Below are 15,206 nucleotides of genomic sequence, written 5' to 3' on the forward strand. Positions count from 1 at the left end.
GGGCGGCAATGGCCGGGCGTGATGCCCGGCTTTTTTATTGGCTGAAGGTTGGCCGCAAGCGCTGCGGACGTCCCTCGGGTCATGGCCTGGCGAGCTGGCGCTGGGCGGGCGAACAGCGGGGGGCGTGGAGCTTGCAGGCGGTCAATATGCCCTCCGTAGCCAAACCCGTGGAGCAGCATTTCACCACGCCGCAGTTGTAAGCAGGTGCTGACAAAACGGCTGGGCCTGCGCGGCACCTGCCCGCCGTAGCCGTTGTCCGGCCTGTTTTGGTGCGCCCTGGCGCCGTAGTGCAGCCTGGTCTGGCCGCTGCTTATTCTGTATGCAGTATGTAAATAGCAGGAAATTCTATAAAGATATGGCTTTACGTGTGGCCGCTATATGGCTACTATTTGTGCATTGCAGCGACTGAACGCAAGCGAACAAACAATGTTCGAATGTGATTGGTTGCTAGATTCAACGCCGATTTGAACACAGCTTGCGGGCGTAAAACAGCTAAAGCGTGGGGTTTGTCACCATGACATTCCTCCAATTTTCGAATTCGAAGATTCCATGCTTAAAGCCCGCCAGCTCTGCCCGGCGGGCTTTATTGCTTTGGAGTCCAGGATGATTCAGCTCAACAACGTGCACAAACGTTTCCAGCGCCCGGAAGGCGGCTGGTTCGACGCGGTGCGCGATACCACCCTCCACGTCAAGGAAGGGGAGATTTTCGGCCTGATCGGCTTTTCCGGTGCCGGCAAATCCACCCTGCTGCGCCTGATCAATCTGCTGGAACGCCCGGATAGCGGCGAGGTGGTCGTGGACGGCCAGAAGCTGACCGCACTGTCCGCCCGCGAACTGCGCCGTGCACGCCAGAACATCGGCATGGTGTTCCAGCAGTTCAACTTGATGGCCAACCGCACCGTGGCCGACAACGTGGCCTTTCCGCTGGAGATTGCCGGCTGGAGCGCAGCCCAGATCGAGCAGCGCGTGGCGGAGTGCCTGGACATCGTCGGCCTTACCGACCGCGCCGGCCACTACCCGGCGCAGCTGTCCGGCGGCCAGAAGCAGCGCGTCGGCATTGCCCGGGCGCTGGCGCCGCGCCCGCACGTGATCCTGGCCGACGAGCCGACCTCGGCGCTGGACCCCAAGACCACGCAATCCATTCTCGACTGCCTGCAGGACATCAACAGCCGCTTCGGCGTTACCGTGGTGATCGTTACCCACGAGATGCACGTGGTGCGCTCCATCTGCCATCGCGCCGCGCTGCTGGACGCCGGCCAGGTGGTGGAAACCCTGCTGGTGGACCAGCAGCACGGGGTGCAGGCGCAATCGGATCTGGCCAAATCCCTGCTGGAGGCCGCGTAAATGGAACAACTGACTTTTGCCCAGGGGCTGGCCAATGTGCTGGCCATGTCGCCGGAGATCTGGCAGGCCTGCCTGGAAACCGGGCTGATGCTGGCAGTAGGCCTGAGTGCCGCCATCCTGCTGGGCGGCCCGCTGGGCGTGCTGCTGTACCTGACACAGCCTGGCCAGCTGTTCGCCCACCGTGCGGTGAACGGCGTGCTGGGCTGGCTGGTGAACCTGGTGCGTTCCTTCCCCTTCATCATCCTGATGGTGTCGCTGGTGCCGCTTACCCGTGTGCTGGTGGGCTCCACCATCGGCCCGGTGGCCGCCGCGGTGCCGCTGTCGTTTGCCGCCATCCCGTACTTTGCCCGCCTGGTGGAGCAGACCCTGCGCGAGATACCGCGCGGCGTGGTGGAGGCGGCAGAGGCCATGGGTGCCAGCCCGGCGCAGATCATTTTCAAGGTGCTGATCAATGAGGCCCGTGCCGGCCTGATTTCCAGCCTCACCATCCTCACCATCAGCTTTCTGAGCTACTCGGCGGTGGCCGGCGTAGTGGGCGGCGGCGGCATTGGCGACCTGGCCATCCGCTACGGCTACTACCGCTTCCAGACCGAGGTGATGGTGGCCATGGTGCTGCTGCTGGTGGTGATCGTGCAGATCATCCAGTTGGTAGGCAACCGCCTGGCCGCGCGCCTGGATAAACGTTAACCCCCCGTAAAACAAAGAGATCACTCTCACAAGGAGCTAATAATGCGTCGTTTTGTACTGAAATCGCTGGCAGTTGCTGCCCTGGGCCTGACTTTTGCGGCCAACGTTCAGGCCGCCGATCCGGCCAAGAAGGAAATCGTCATCGGCACCACCGTGGGTGACTTTGGCGACATGGTGAAGCAGTCGATCAAGCCGATTCTGGAAAAGCAGGGCTACAGCGTGAAGCTGGTGGAATTCACCGACTACGTGCGCCCGAACCTGGCGCTGCAGGAAGGCTCGCTGGACGTGAACGTATTCCAGCACAAGCCTTACCTGGACAACTTTGCCAAAGAACACAAGCTGAGCCTGAAAGAGGCGTTCCAGGTGCCGACCGCACCGCTGGGCATCTACCCGGGCAAGCTCAAGTCGCTGAAGGACGTGAAGCCGGGCAGCACCGTATCCGCGCCGAACGATCCGTCCAACTTCGCCCGCGCGCTGGTGATGTTTAGCGACCTGGGCTGGATCAAGCTGAAGAAGGGTGTCAACCCGCTGACCGCCTCCGAGCACGATATCGACGTGAACGTGAAGCAGATCAAGATCGTATCGCTGGAAGCCGCTCAGCTGCCGCGTTCGCGTAACGACGTGGACTTCGCGGTGATCAACGGCAACTACGCCACCAGCTCCGGCATCAAGCTGACCGAAGCCGTGTTCCAGGAAAAGAGCTACGCCTACGTGAACTGGGGCGTGCTGCGCGCCGGTGACGTGAGCAAGCCGTGGGCCAAGGACGTGGTAGCGGCTTACAACTCCAAGGATTTCCGTGGCTGGGCTACCCAGAAGTACCCGGGCTACAAGCTGCCGGCCAGCTGGAAGTAAATCGCTGTATGGCGCGGCGGGTGGTGGCGGGTACGCAAGTACAACAGGGGTGCCTCCACCGGCCGTGCCGGCCGCTTGCGGCCAACCTTTTCCTTGAAACACTCCTGGCATTCAAGGCTTCTCCGCGGACTTCGGTCCGCTTTTTTTTTGCGTGCTCGGGCTGGCGGCTGTTCAGGGCGCGGGGGCTGATGGCTTTGCCAGGGCCTTCAGTTCCTGTACGTAGTTGCCGAACTGCAGCGGGCCGGTACTGGCGAATACCTGTGGTAGCCGCCTGGTGCAGAAAGTGTCGTCCTTGAGGCTGCTGACATTCTGCGGGAAGGACAGTGGTGCCAGCACCGTGGCAGCGGTTTCCCGGAGCGAGGCAATGGCATTGTCGGCCTCGTCGGCCTTGCCGGGTTGCTCTTGCAGCAGCATTCGGCGAATCAGTTGCTGCAGTTCCTGCTGGTGTACGCCGTGCTCGCGCTGCCATTGCGCATACTGTTGCTGCAGAGGTGCCACGCTGGCGGGGGCTGCCCTGGCGCAGGCGGCCAGGGTCTTGGGGAACAGTCCCGCTACATCCAGGTAGGCGGTAATGAAGATTTGCAGCCCGCCTATCTCATGCGCCATGGCCATCTGGCAGAGCAGCGGTGTCAGTAGTAAGGCGCGCATATCGGTTCCGGATCGATGTTCAGGGGGCGGGTGCTGATTGCTTGGCCAGGTCGGCTTTCATTTCCTGCACATACTTGCCGAATTGCAGGTCCAGTCCACCTTCCGTGCCTTTGAAATCCAGTGGCAGTAGCCTGGTGCAGAAATAGTCATCCTTGAAGCTGTAGTTCTGCGGGAAGTGCAGTGGCGCCAGCTCCTTGGCGGCGCTCTCCCTGAGTGAGGCAATGGCCTCGTCGGCCTTGTCGGGCTGGGCTTGCTGCAGCAGCTGGCGAATCAGCTGCTGCAGCTCCTGCTGATGTACGCCATGTTCGCGCTGCCACTGCGCATACTGTTGCTGCAGCGGTGCCACGCTGGCGGGGGCGGCCCTGGCGCAGGCGGCCAGGGTATTGGGGAACAGGCCCTGTACATCCAGATAGGCGGTATAGAGGATCTGCAGCTTGCCTGTATCGCCGGCCATGGCCATGGGGCAGAGCAGCAGTGTCGGCAGTAAGGCGCGCATCTTGGCTCCAGATCGGTGTTCCGGGGGAGTCACGACTGTCTGCTGCCAGGTCGCAGGAAGCAAGCCGGTTTAGAAAGCTTTGAATTGCCGTGCCGGCCGGCGCAAAAGCAAACCGCCCCGCCGGCTTGCGCAGGCGGGGCGGTCTGGCTTGCGGCCAACCTTTACGCTCAGGCTTTCACCTCGGCATCGCGCAAGGCGCGGCGCAGGATCTTGCCGACGTTGGTCTTGGGTAGTTCGCTGCGGAACTCCACGTACTTGGGCACCTTGTAGCCGGTGAGGTTTTCGCGGCAGTGGTGCAGGATGTCCTGCTCGGTCAGCTTCGGGTCCTTCTTCACCACGAATATCTTCACCACCTCGCCGGAGCGCTCGTCCGGAATGCCGATGCAGGCCACTTCCAGTACGCCGGGGTGCAGTGCCACCACGTCTTCGATTTCGTTCGGGTACACGTTGAAGCCGGACACCAGGATCATGTCCTTCTTGCGGTCCACCAGCTTCACGTAGCCTTCCGGTGTCAGCATCGCCATGTCGCCGGTGGCGAGGAAGCCCTGCGCGTCGATCACCTTGGCGGTTTCGTCCGGGCGCTGCCAGTAGCCCTTCATCACCTGTGGGCCGCGGATGCACAGCTCGCCGGATTCGCCCACGCCCAGCGCATGGCCGGTACTGTCGCGGATTTCGATCTCGGTGGAGGGAATCGGCAGGCCGATGGTGCCGTTGTATGCCTGCATGTCCAGCGGGTTGATGCAGGCGGCAGGGCTGGTCTCGGTCAGGCCGTAGGCTTCCACCAGCGTGGTGCTGGTGAGTTGCTTCCACTTGTCCGCCACCGCCTTCTGCACCGCCATGCCGCCGCCCAGCACCAGGCGCCAGGTGGAGAAGTCCACGCTGTGGAAGTCCGCGTTGTTCAGCAGCGCGTTGAACAGGGTGTTGACGCCGGTGATGGCGGTAACCTTGTACTTCTTCAGCTCCTTGACGAAGCCGGGGATGTCGCGCGGGTTGGTGATCAGCACGCTCATGGCGCCGATTTCGGTAAACACCATCAGGTTCGCGGTGAGGCAGAAGATATGGTACAGCGGCAGGGCGGTGACAATCACTTCCTCGCCCTCGCGCACCGCCGGTTTTATCCACTCGCCGGCCTGCAGCATGTTGGCCACGATGTTCTTGTGGGTGAGCATGGCGCCTTTGGAGACGCCGGTGGTGCCGCCGGTGTACTGCAGGAAGGCGATGTCGTCATGACCGACCGCCACCGGGGTGTACGGTTTGGCCGCGCCCAGCGACAGGGTGGTATTGAAGTCGATGTGGCCGGCGATGCGCCACGGCGGCACCATCTTCTTCACCTTGCGCACCACGAAGTTGACGATCAACCGCTTGGGGAAGCCCAGCAGGTCGCCGATGCTGGCAACGATCACGTTCTTCACCGGGGTGTGCGGCAGTACCTGCTCCAGCACATTGGCGAAGTTTTCCAGGATCAGGATGGTTTCGGCGCCGGCGTCCTTCAGCTGGTGTTCCAGTTCGCGCGGCGTATACAGCGGGTTCACGTTCACCACGGTGCAGCCGGCGCGCAGGATGCCGAACACGGCAATCGGGTACTGCAGCAGGTTGGGCATCATGATGGCGACGCGGGCACCCTTCTGCAGCTTGAGTTCGTGCTGCAGGTAGGAGGCAAAGCGGGCGGACAGGGTGTCGAGTTCCTCGTAGCTCAGCACCTTGTCCATGCAGGCCAGCGCCGGGCGGTCGCGAAACTTGTCGGCGCTGCGGGCGAATACCTCGTTGATCGACTGGAATGCATTGATGTCGATCTCGTGGGCAACCCCCGCCTGGTAATTTTTCAGCCAGATCTTTTCCATGGCGTATGGCTTCTCCGTCGTGTTGGAATTTTGTGCCGCCTTCTTTGTGTTATGGCTTGCTGCGTGGCGAAGGCGTGCGCGTCTGTCAGGCAGACTTGAACTATAGGTAATTATGATAAAACGCCCGTTTGGCAGGCGCGGGTCAACTCTACCCGATGTCGCCGCCGGTGCAAAGCTGGCCCCGTCCACAGGGCGGGGTCTTGGTTTTCTTTTGCCGCAGAATGGTTTATAATCGCGGCATTTTAGGGATGGGCGGGTTTCGCCCATTTTTTATTTCTGGAATCTGATGCCCATGGATGTACGTTTGCTGCTCGAGAACACGCTGCCGGGTCTTGGCTATGAGCTTGTGGATTTTGAAATGACCCCTGGAGGCGGTTTCCGTGTGTTCATGGATAAACCGGGTGGCATTACCGTTGAGGACTGCGTGTCGGTGAGTAATCACCTGACCCGTCTGTTCATGGTGGAAAACGTCGATTACGAGCGCCTGGAAGTGTCTTCTCCGGGCCTGGATCGCCCGCTGAAGAAAGAGGCGGACTACGTGCGCTTCACCGGCAGCCTGGCCAAGATCCGCACCCGTCTGCCCATCGATAACCAGAAACGCTTCCAGGGTCGCATCACCGGCATCGCCGACGGTGTGGTGTCGCTGGAAGTGGACGGCCGTACTGTTGCCATTCCCCTGTCGAATATCGACAAGGCCCGGCTGGAGCCGGAGTTCTGATCGTCAGGACGTTGGCCGCATAAAAGAATACGAAATTCGGAGGATTGAATGAGTCGCGAGATTTTGTTGTTGGTTGATGCGCTGGCAAGCGAAAAGAACGTCAACCGCGAGGTGGTGTTCTCGGCGCTGGAAATGGCGCTGGCATCCGCTACCAAGAAGAAATTCAACGATGAGGAAATCGACGTTCGCGTAGAGATCGACCGTCACAACGGCCAGTACCAGAGCTTCCGCCGCTGGACGGTGGTGGATGCCGAGGCGCTGGAGTACGAAGACCGCGAACTGAGCCTGGAAGATGCCCGCGAGCGTGACCCGCGTGCCGAAATCGGCGGCGTGGTTGAAGAGCCGATGGAAGCGGTGGAGTTCGGCCGTATCGGTGCACAGGCCGCCAAGCAGGTGATCCTGCAGAAAATCCGCGACGCCGAACGTGAGCAGGTGCTGAACGACTTCCTGCAGCGTCGCGAAAGCCTGATCAACGGCACCATCAAGCGCATCGAACGCGGCAATGCCATTGTCGAGTGCGGCAAGCTGGAAGCCGTGCTGCCACGTGACCAGATGATCCCGAAGGAAAACCTGCGCGTGGGCGACCGCGTCAAGGCTTGCCTGCTGCGCATCGATCGCCTGGGCCGCGGCCCGCAGCTGATCCTGTCGCGCACCTCGCGCGACTTCCTGGTGAAGCTGTTCGAACAGGAAGTGCCGGAAATCGACGACGGCATGCTGGAAATCAAGGAAGCCGCTCGTGACCCGGGCATGCGCTCCAAGATGGCGGTGAAGTCCAACGACCCGCGCCTGGATCCGCAAGGCACCTGCATCGGCATGCGCGGCTCCCGCGTACAGACCGTGACCCAGGAGCTGGCTGGTGAGCGCATCGACATCGTGCTGTGGTCGCCGGATCCGGCGCAGTTCGTGATCAACGCACTGTCCCCGGCAGAAGTGAACCGCATCATGGTGGACGAAGACAGCCACACCATGGACGTGGTGGTGGAAGAGGAGCAGCTGGCGCTGGCCATCGGCCGTGGCGGCCAGAACGTGAAGCTCGCTGCCGAGCTGACCGGCTGGAACCTGAACATCCTCACCGTCACCGAGGCGGAAGAGAAGCACCTGGAAGAAGACGCCAAGCTGCGCGATCACTTCATGCAGCACCTGGGTGTGGACGAAGACATCGCCACCACCCTGGTACAGGAAGGTTTTGCCACCCTGGAAGAAGTGGCTTATGTGCCGATTTCCGAAATGCTGGAAATCGACGGTTTTGACGAGGCTCTGGTGAATGAGCTGCGCAGCCGAGCCCGCGACGCCATCCTGACCCTGGCCATTGCCTCGGAAGAGAAGGTCGAGGATGTCGCCGAAGACCTGAAGAGTATGGAAGGTCTGGACAGCGAGCTGGTACGCAAACTGGCCGAAAACGGCGTGACCACCCGTGACGACCTGGCGGACCTCGCCGTTGACGATCTGGTCGACATGACCGGCATGGAAGCCGATGCGGCCCGCGCCCTGATCATGAAAGCGCGCGAGCACTGGTTCAACTGACGAACCGGCCGCATACGGAAGATTGCTAGAAGGAATTAGGAATACGCATGGTTTTGACGAACGTAAAACAGTTTGCGAGCGAGTTGAGCTTGCCCCCGGAACGGCTGCTGGAGCAGCTGAAAAACGCCGGTGTGCACAAGCGCAGCCTCGATGACGCGCTCACCGAGCAGGACAAGAAACAGCTACTGGACTTCCTGAAGTCCTCCCACGGCGCACGCGATGAAGGCAAGATCACCCTGACTCGCAAGCAGACCAGCGAAATCCATACCGCCGGTGGCAGCACCGTGACCGTGGAAACCCGCAAGAAGCGCGTGTTCGTGCGTCCGGAAGACGAGGCACCGAAGCCTGCTGCCGCTGCAGCACCGGCCCCGGTAGCCGAGCCGGCCCCTGCGCCGGTGGTGGAAGAGAAGCCTGTTGCCGCACCGGCCCCGGTTGCCGAGCCGGTAGTGGTTGCCGAAGCCCCGAAAGTGGAAGCCGCCAAGCCGGTAGCCGCCAAGGTGGAAAAGCCGGTCGACAGCAAGCCGGTAGAAACCAAGGTCGAGGCCAAGGTGGCCAGCAAGCCGGAAGCCAAGCCGGCCGCTGATGCCCCGGTTGCCCCGGTGAAACAGCCGACGCTGAGCCGTCCGGCCTCCATCCTGTCGGATGAGGAAATGGCCTCCCGCGCGGCAGAAGAAGCCCGCCAGGCCGAGTTCCGCGCCCGTCAGCAGGCACTGCTGCGCGAAAAGCAGGAGCGTGAAGCCCGCCGTCTGGCCGCGCGTGCCGAAGCTGCCGCGCCGAAGCCGGTAGCCGCGCCGGCCGCCAAGGCTGAAGACCTGCCGCGTTCCGCCAAGCCGACCCAGCCGCGCATGCAGCCGGCTGAAAGCGCTCCGCGTGAGGCGGGTGCCCGCGACGGCGCTCGCGATGGCAACCGTTCCGCACGTCCGGGCAGCCCGTCCGCTCGTCCGGCAGCAGGTGCCGGTGCTCGTCCGGCGCCTGGTGCTGGCGCCGCGCCGGCCCAGGCTGCAGCCCCGGCTGGCGATGCCCGCCGTGGTGCTGGCCCTGGCAAGAAAGGCCCGGGCGGCCGTGACAGCTGGAGCGATGGCAAGAAGGGCAAGGGCCTGAAGACCCGTGGCGGCGATGCCAGCAATGACTGGAAATCGCGCAAGGGTGGCAAGCACAAGGGCGGCAACAACGCCCACGCTTTCCAGGCACCGACCGAGCCTATCGTGCATGAAGTGCTGGTACCGGAAACCATTACCGTTGGCGATCTGGCTCACCGCATGGCCGTGAAGGCCGCCGAGGTGATCAAGACCCTGATGAAGATGGGCATGATGGTGACCATCAACCAGGTACTGGACCAGGAAACCGCGCTGATCGTGGTGGAAGAAATGGGCCACGTCGGCAAGGCCGCTCAGGCGGACGATCCGGAAGCCTACCTGGGTGGCGATGCCGAGGTGAGCACTGGCGAGGCGCTGCCGCGTCCGCCGGTGGTAACCGTGATGGGTCACGTCGACCACGGCAAGACCTCGCTGCTGGACTACATCCGTCGCGCCAAGGTTGCGGCGGGCGAAGCCGGCGGCATTACCCAGCACATCGGTGCCTACCACGTGGAAACCCCGCGCGGCATGATCACCTTCCTGGATACCCCGGGTCACGAGGCGTTTACCGCCATGCGTGCCCGCGGTGCCAAGGCCACCGACATCGTGGTGCTGGTAGTGGCTGCCGACGACGGCGTAATGCCGCAGACCATTGAAGCGGTACACCATGCCAAGGCTGCTGGCGTGCCGATCGTGGTGGCAGTGAACAAGATCGACAAGCAGGGTGCCAACCCGGAACGTATCCGCCAGGAACTGGTTGCCCACGAAGTGGTGCCGGAAGACTGGGGTGGCGATACCCAGTTCATCGAAGTGTCGGCCAAGATGGGCCAGAACATCGATGCGCTGCTGGAAGCGATCCTGCTGCAGGCCGAAGTGCTGGAACTGACCGCACCGGTGGAAGCGCCGGCCAAGGGCATTATCGTGGAAGCGCGCCTGGACAAGGGCCGCGGCCCGGTGGCCACGCTGCTGGTACAGAGCGGTACCCTGAAGAAGGGCGACATCGTACTGGCCGGCACTGCCTTCGGTCGCGTACGTGCCATGATCGACGAGAACGGCAAGCCGATCGACGAAGCCGGCCCGGCCATCCCGGTGGAAATCCTGGGTCTGTCCGACGTGCCGTCCGCTGGTGAAGACGCCATGGTTCTGGCCGACGAGAAGAAGGCGCGTGAAATCGCCCTGTTCCGTGCCGGCAAGTTCCGCGACGTGCGTCTGGCCAAGCAGCAGGCCGCCAAGCTGGAAAACATGTTTGCACAGATGTCGGAAGGCGAAGTGCAGAGCATGTCCGTCATCATCAAGGCCGACGTACAGGGTTCCTACGAAGCGCTGGCTGGCAGCCTGCAAAAGCTGTCCACCGACGAAGTTCGCGTCAACATCCTGCACTCCGGTGTGGGTGGCATTACCGAATCCGACATCAACCTGGCGATTGCCTCCAAGGCCATCGTGGTTGGCTTCAACGTACGTGCCGATGCCGCCGCCCGCAAGCTGGCGGAAGGCGAGGGCGTGGAAATCCGCTACTACAACATCATCTACGACGTGGTGGATGACGTGAAGGCGGCCATGTCCGGCATGCTGGCGCCGGAGAAGAAGGAACAGATCATCGGTACTGTCGAGATCCGTCAGGTGATCACCGTGTCCAAGGTGGGCAACATCGCCGGTTGTATGGTGACCGACGGTATGGTGAAACGCAGCGCCTCGGTACGCCTGATCCGCCACAACGTGGTGGTGCACACCGGCGAACTGGACTCGCTGAAGCGCTTCAAGGATGACGTGAAGGAAGTGAAGCAGGGCTACGAATGTGGCCTGATGCTGAAGAACTACAACGACATCCAGGAAGGCGACCAGCTGGAAGTATTCGAAATCGTCGAAGTGGCTCGTACACTGTAAGGCGATGGATAAGGGCGGGTGCAAGGTTGGCCGCAAGGCCGGCCTTGCCCCGCCTTTTTGAATTTGAGGTTTGTCATCATGGCCAAAGCCAAAAAAGGTTTTTCCCGCTCGGACCGCGTGGCCGAGCAGATCCAGCGCGAGCTGGCCGAGCTGATCCGCAAGGGCCTGAAAGACCCGCGCGTGGGTTGGGTCACGCTGACCGCGGTGGAAGTCACCCGTGACTACTCGCACGCCAAGGTGTTCTACACCGTGATGGACGAGAACAAGCGCGAGATTACCCAGGAGGCGCTGGACAGTGCCGCCGGCTTCCTGCGCAACGAGCTGGGCCGCCAGATCCGCCTGTTCAGCATGCCGCAGCTGCATTTTGTCTACGACGACTCCATCGCCCGCGGCGTATACATGAGCCGCCTGATCGACGACGTGGTGGGCAATGCGGCCAACCCGGCCGAGGCGGAAGACGAAGCCGGCGACGACGAGCAGCAAGAGGACGCGGATAAGGCATGAGCGCGCCGCGTCGCATCAAGTTGAACATCAATGGCGTGCTGCTGCTGGACAAGCCCTACGGCATCAGCAGCAACGGCGCGCTGCAGAAGGCGCGCTGGCTGTACAGCGCCGCCAAGGCCGGTCACACCGGCGTGCTCGACCCGCTGGCCACCGGCCTGTTGCCGGTGTGCTTCGGCGAAGCCACCAAGTTTTCCTCCTACCTGCTGGATGCCGACAAGGGCTATCGCGCCACGGTGCAGTTCGGCGCGGTGACCACCACCGGCGACGTGGAAGGCGAAGTGGTGCTGCAGCGCCCGGTGGCGTTCGATCGCGCCGCGCTGGAAGCGGCCATCGCCGCACACACCGGCCCCATCAGCCAGGTGCCGCCGATGTATTCGGCGCTCAAGCATCAGGGCAAGGCGCTGTATGAATACGCACGTGAGGGTATCGAGATCGAGCGCGAGGCGCGCAACGTCACCATTCACCGCATCGAGCTGCTCGAATTCAACGGCGACAGCGCGGTGATCGACGTGCTGTGCAGCAAGGGCACCTATATCCGCACCCTGGCGCAGGACATCGGCGAGATGCTGGGCTGCGGTGCGCACCTGACTGCACTGCGCCGCACCACCACCGGCGGTTTCCGCCTGGACGATGCGCACACGCTGGATGCCATCGAGGCCTTGCCGGCGACCGAGCGCGGCGGTCTGCTGCTGCCGGTGGACGTGCTGGTGTCGCATTTTCCCGCCGCAACGTTGGTCGCAGGCGAAGCCGCGCGTTTTTGTCATGGCCAGGCCGTGCGTGCGCAGGAAAAGTGTGAGACAATGCTGCGCTTTCGCGTATACCACGCGGATACACAAGAATTCCTCGGGTTGGCCGACGCGACGCCGCAAGGCCTGCTGCAGCCGGTCCGGGTAATGGCAGCGCAAGCTGCCCAGTAGCGAAGTGCGGATGGGTTGGCGATGGCGACATCGCAGGCTCGCTGCACTTGTCGGGTGGCAACACCCTAAACCGAATATTTGGAGTAATTCCACATGGCAATGACCGCAGAACAGAAAGCCCTGATCGTTAAAGACTTCCAGCGTAAGGAAGGCGATACCGGTTCCACCGAAGTTCAGGTTGCTCTGCTGACCGCTCGCATCAACGACCTCACCCCGCACTTCAAAGCCAACACCAAGGACCACCACAGCCGTCGTGGCCTGCTGAAGCTGGTGAGCCGTCGTCGTCGCCTGCTCGACTACCTCAAAGGTACCGATGCAGAAGGTTACCGCGCCCTGATCACTCGTCTGGGCCTGCGCAAGTAATCGGTTAGAATACGGAAAAGTCGCAGCCAGTCTGCGACTTTTTCGTTTCTGTCGTTCTTTATTGTCACAACGGGGGGAGCCTCTACGAGCCGGCGTTGGCCGCAGCGTCTGCTACGTAGGGGTTCCCGTTGTAATCCTTCGATCCTGATACAAAGGACCTCCATGTTTAACAAAGTTACCAAGTCGTTCCAGTACGGCCGTCATACCGTCACCCTGGAAACCGGCGAAGTTGCCCGCCAGGCCTCCGGTGCCGTGCTGGTATCCGTAGAAGACACCGTGGTACTGGTGAGCGTAGTTGGCTCCAAGAACGTAAAACCGGGCCAGGACTTCTTCCCGCTGACCGTGGACTACCTGGAGCGTACCTACGCTGCCGGCAAGATCCCGGGTGGCTTCTTCAAGCGCGAAGGCAAGCAGTCCGAGAAAGAAATCCTGACCAGCCGCCTGATCGATCGCCCGATCCGCCCGCTGTTCCCGGAAGGCTTCTACCACGACGTACAGATCGTGGCCACCGTGATGTCGCTGAACCCGGAAGTGGATTCCGACATCCCGGCCATGATTGGTGCCTCCGCGGCCCTGGCCATCTCCGGCCTGCCGTTCAACGGCCCGATCGGTGCTGCCCGCGTGGGTTACGCCAACGGCGAATACATCCTGAACCCGACCAAGACCGAGCTGGAAACCTCGGAAATGGACCTGGTGGTTGCCGGTACCGAACGCGCCGTGCTGATGGTTGAATCCGAAGCCAAGGAACTGTCCGAAGCCGTGATGCTGGGCGGTGTGGTATACGGTCACGACCAGATGCAGGCTGCCATCAAGGCCATCAACGAGCTCGCCGACGAAGTGAACCCGGTAATGTGGGACTGGGAAGCGCCGGCCAAGAACGAAGAGCTGATCGCCAAGATCCGCGACATCTCCGGCGAAGCCATCGCCAACGCCTTCCGCATCCGCCAGAAGGGCGCCCGCTCCGAAGCGCTGAACGCTGCCTGGGCCGCCGTGAAGGCCGCACTGATCACCGAAGACACCGACACCCTGGTGGCCAACGAGATCAAGGGCATCTTCAAATCGCTGGAAGCCGAGATCGTTCGCGGTCAGATCCTGAACGGCGAGCCGCGCATCGACGGCCGCGACACCCGCACCGTACGCCCGATCGCCATCCGCACCGGCGTACTGCCGCGCGTACACGGCTCCGCGCTGTTCACCCGTGGCGAAACCCAGGCCATCGTGACCGCCACCCTGGGCACCAAGCGTGACGAGCAGATCATCGACGCGCTGGCCGGTGAATACACCGACCGCTTCATGCTGCACTACAACTTCCCGCCGTACTCCACCGGTGAAGCTGGCCGCATGGGCCCGCCGAAGCGTCGTGAAATCGGCCACGGCCGTCTGGCCAAGCGTGCGCTGGCACAAGTGCTGCCGTCGGAAACCGAGTTCGGCTACACCATGCGCGTGGTTTCCGAGATCACCGAATCCAACGGCTCCTCGTCGATGGCTTCCGTGTGTGGCGGCTGCCTGTCGCTGCTGTCCGCCGGCGTACCGCTGAAAGCCCACGTGGCCGGTATCGCCATGGGCCTGATCCTGGAAGGCAACCGCTTCGCCGTGCTGACCGATATCCTGGGTGACGAAGATCACCTGGGCGACATGGACTTCAAGGTAGCCGGTACTGCCGCTGGCGTGACCGCCCTGCAGATGGACATCAAGATCCAGGGCATCACCAAGGAAATCATGCAGATCGCGCTGGAGCAGGCCAAGGACGGCCGTATCCACATCCTCGGTCACATGAAGGAAGCCATCGAAGGCCCGCAGGAGCTGTCCACCCACGCACCGCGCCTGTACGTGATGAAGATCAACCCGGAGAAAATCCGTGAAGTGATCGGTAAGGGTGGCGAAACCATCCGTGGCATCACCAAGGACACCGGTTGCGAGATCAACATCGAGGAAGATGGCACCATCACCATCGCTTCGGTTTCCACCGAGAGCGCAGAAGCAGCGAAGAAGCGCATCGAGGAAATCACTGCCGAAGTGGAAGTGGGCAAGGTGTACGAAGGCCCGGTAGTGAAGATCCTGGACAACAACGTGGGCGCCATCGTGTCCATCATGCCGGGTAAAGACGGCCTGGTGCACATCTCCCAGATCGCCCATGAGCGCATCAAGAACGTGAGCGACTACCTGCAGGAAGGCCAGATCGTCAAAGTGAAGGCCATCGAGATGGACGACCGCGGCCGCGTTCGCCTGTCCATCAAGGCCCTGCTGGACAACCCGGCTGCCGCTCCGGCTGCTGCCCAGGGTGAATCCTCCTTCGGTCTGAAGAACTAAGTTGTTGCCGGCGCAAGCCGGTAGCCACTGACAACGCCCGTC

Annotated in this window: 13 protein-coding genes; 10 read left to right on the forward strand and 3 right to left on the reverse strand. The window is 62.2% G+C overall.

The window, feature by feature from the left end; all coding sequences use genetic code 11:
• Positions 1–603 precede the first annotated feature (603 nt).
• The 3 genes from PSELUDRAFT_RS13230 to PSELUDRAFT_RS13240 are packed head-to-tail and all read left to right on the forward strand — an operon-like array spanning position 604 to position 2,883.
• The gene (locus PSELUDRAFT_RS13230) at positions 604–1,344 is read left to right on the forward strand and encodes a methionine ABC transporter ATP-binding protein (RefSeq protein WP_088967276.1); all 741 of its coding nucleotides are present in this window, start codon (positions 604–606) and stop codon (positions 1,342–1,344) included.
• A complete protein-coding gene (locus tag PSELUDRAFT_RS13235; RefSeq protein ID WP_088967277.1) occupies positions 1,345–2,031 on the forward strand; it encodes a methionine ABC transporter permease in 687 nt (228 codons plus the stop codon).
• 42 nt (positions 2,032–2,073) lie between these two features.
• Complete coding sequence (locus tag PSELUDRAFT_RS13240) at positions 2,074–2,883, forward strand: MetQ/NlpA family ABC transporter substrate-binding protein (RefSeq protein ID WP_088967278.1); 810 nt, start codon at positions 2,074–2,076, stop codon at positions 2,881–2,883.
• A 171-nt stretch (positions 2,884–3,054) separates the two neighbouring features.
• Here the strand turns inward: PSELUDRAFT_RS13240 and PSELUDRAFT_RS13245 are convergent, their stop codons facing one another.
• From PSELUDRAFT_RS13245 to PSELUDRAFT_RS13255, 3 genes are all read right to left on the reverse strand, one after another.
• Entirely contained in the window at positions 3,055–3,531 is a 477-nt protein-coding gene (locus PSELUDRAFT_RS13245) for a hypothetical protein (protein WP_157725128.1), read from the reverse strand.
• Between the two features lie 19 nt (positions 3,532–3,550).
• Positions 3,551–4,027: a hypothetical protein gene (locus PSELUDRAFT_RS13250; protein ID WP_088967280.1), complete on the reverse strand. Its 477-nt coding sequence runs from the start codon at positions 4,025–4,027 to the stop codon at positions 3,551–3,553.
• Positions 4,028–4,194: 167 nt separating this feature from the next.
• Positions 4,195–5,868 carry a long-chain-fatty-acid--CoA ligase gene (locus PSELUDRAFT_RS13255; protein WP_088967281.1) on the reverse strand — a complete coding sequence of 558 codons (1,674 nt, stop codon included), beginning with the start codon at positions 5,866–5,868 and terminating at the stop codon, positions 4,195–4,197.
• 292 nt (positions 5,869–6,160) lie between these two features.
• Here PSELUDRAFT_RS13255 and rimP point away from each other — a divergent pair, with 292 nt between their 5' ends.
• The 7 genes from rimP (at position 6,161) to pnp (ending at position 15,164) form a co-directional block, all read left to right on the forward strand.
• The gene (rimP, locus tag PSELUDRAFT_RS13260; protein WP_088967282.1) at positions 6,161–6,586 is read left to right on the forward strand and encodes a ribosome maturation factor RimP; all 426 of its coding nucleotides are present in this window, start codon (positions 6,161–6,163) and stop codon (positions 6,584–6,586) included.
• Positions 6,587–6,634: 48 nt separating this feature from the next.
• On the forward strand, positions 6,635–8,110 hold the full coding sequence (nusA, locus tag PSELUDRAFT_RS13265) for a transcription termination factor NusA (RefSeq protein WP_088967283.1): 1,476 nt from the start codon (positions 6,635–6,637) through the stop codon (positions 8,108–8,110).
• 47 nt (positions 8,111–8,157) lie between these two features.
• Positions 8,158–11,070, forward strand: coding sequence for a translation initiation factor IF-2 (gene infB, locus PSELUDRAFT_RS13270; protein WP_088967284.1), 2,913 nt, complete (start codon positions 8,158–8,160; stop codon positions 11,068–11,070).
• A gap of 78 nt (positions 11,071–11,148) precedes the next feature.
• The gene (gene rbfA, locus PSELUDRAFT_RS13275; protein ID WP_088967285.1) at positions 11,149–11,574 is read left to right on the forward strand and encodes a 30S ribosome-binding factor RbfA; all 426 of its coding nucleotides are present in this window, start codon (positions 11,149–11,151) and stop codon (positions 11,572–11,574) included.
• Positions 11,571–12,491 (forward strand): tRNA pseudouridine(55) synthase TruB, encoded by a 921-nt coding sequence (truB, locus tag PSELUDRAFT_RS13280; protein WP_088967286.1) that lies wholly within the window; start codon positions 11,571–11,573, stop codon positions 12,489–12,491. The genes rbfA and truB overlap by 4 nt, the downstream gene beginning before the upstream one ends.
• Before the next feature lie 93 nt (positions 12,492–12,584).
• Complete coding sequence (rpsO, locus tag PSELUDRAFT_RS13285) at positions 12,585–12,854, forward strand: 30S ribosomal protein S15 (protein ID WP_088967287.1); 270 nt, start codon at positions 12,585–12,587, stop codon at positions 12,852–12,854.
• 162 nt (positions 12,855–13,016) lie between these two features.
• Positions 13,017–15,164, forward strand: coding sequence for a polyribonucleotide nucleotidyltransferase (gene pnp, locus PSELUDRAFT_RS13290; protein ID WP_088967288.1), 2,148 nt, complete (start codon positions 13,017–13,019; stop codon positions 15,162–15,164).
• The last annotated feature ends 42 nt before the right edge of the window (positions 15,165–15,206 follow it).

It is taken from the genome of Vogesella sp. LIG4, assembly GCF_900090205.1.
GTDB lineage: Bacteria > Pseudomonadota > Gammaproteobacteria > Burkholderiales > Chromobacteriaceae > Vogesella.

What these genes read in the sequence shown, in the direction of transcription:
- PSELUDRAFT_RS13230 (WP_088967276.1), top strand. Translation starts at nt 604, where the DNA reads ATGATTCAGCTCAACAACGTGCACAAACGTTTCCAGCGCCCGGAAGGC.
- PSELUDRAFT_RS13235 (WP_088967277.1), top strand. Translation starts at nt 1,345, where the DNA reads ATGGAACAACTGACTTTTGCCCAGGGGCTGGCCAATGTGCTGGCCATG.
- PSELUDRAFT_RS13240 (WP_088967278.1), top strand. Translation starts at nt 2,074, where the DNA reads ATGCGTCGTTTTGTACTGAAATCGCTGGCAGTTGCTGCCCTGGGCCTG.
- PSELUDRAFT_RS13245 (WP_157725128.1), bottom strand. Translation starts at nt 3,531, where the DNA reads ATGCGCGCCTTACTACTGACACCGCTGCTCTGCCAGATGGCCATGGCG.
- PSELUDRAFT_RS13250 (WP_088967280.1), bottom strand. Translation starts at nt 4,027, where the DNA reads ATGCGCGCCTTACTGCCGACACTGCTGCTCTGCCCCATGGCCATGGCC.
- PSELUDRAFT_RS13255 (WP_088967281.1), bottom strand. Translation starts at nt 5,868, where the DNA reads ATGGAAAAGATCTGGCTGAAAAATTACCAGGCGGGGGTTGCCCACGAG.
- rimP (WP_088967282.1), top strand. Translation starts at nt 6,161, where the DNA reads ATGGATGTACGTTTGCTGCTCGAGAACACGCTGCCGGGTCTTGGCTAT.
- nusA (WP_088967283.1), top strand. Translation starts at nt 6,635, where the DNA reads ATGAGTCGCGAGATTTTGTTGTTGGTTGATGCGCTGGCAAGCGAAAAG.
- infB (WP_088967284.1), top strand. Translation starts at nt 8,158, where the DNA reads ATGGTTTTGACGAACGTAAAACAGTTTGCGAGCGAGTTGAGCTTGCCC.
- rbfA (WP_088967285.1), top strand. Translation starts at nt 11,149, where the DNA reads ATGGCCAAAGCCAAAAAAGGTTTTTCCCGCTCGGACCGCGTGGCCGAG.
- truB (WP_088967286.1), top strand. Translation starts at nt 11,571, where the DNA reads ATGAGCGCGCCGCGTCGCATCAAGTTGAACATCAATGGCGTGCTGCTG.
- rpsO (WP_088967287.1), top strand. Translation starts at nt 12,585, where the DNA reads ATGGCAATGACCGCAGAACAGAAAGCCCTGATCGTTAAAGACTTCCAG.
- pnp (WP_088967288.1), top strand. Translation starts at nt 13,017, where the DNA reads ATGTTTAACAAAGTTACCAAGTCGTTCCAGTACGGCCGTCATACCGTC.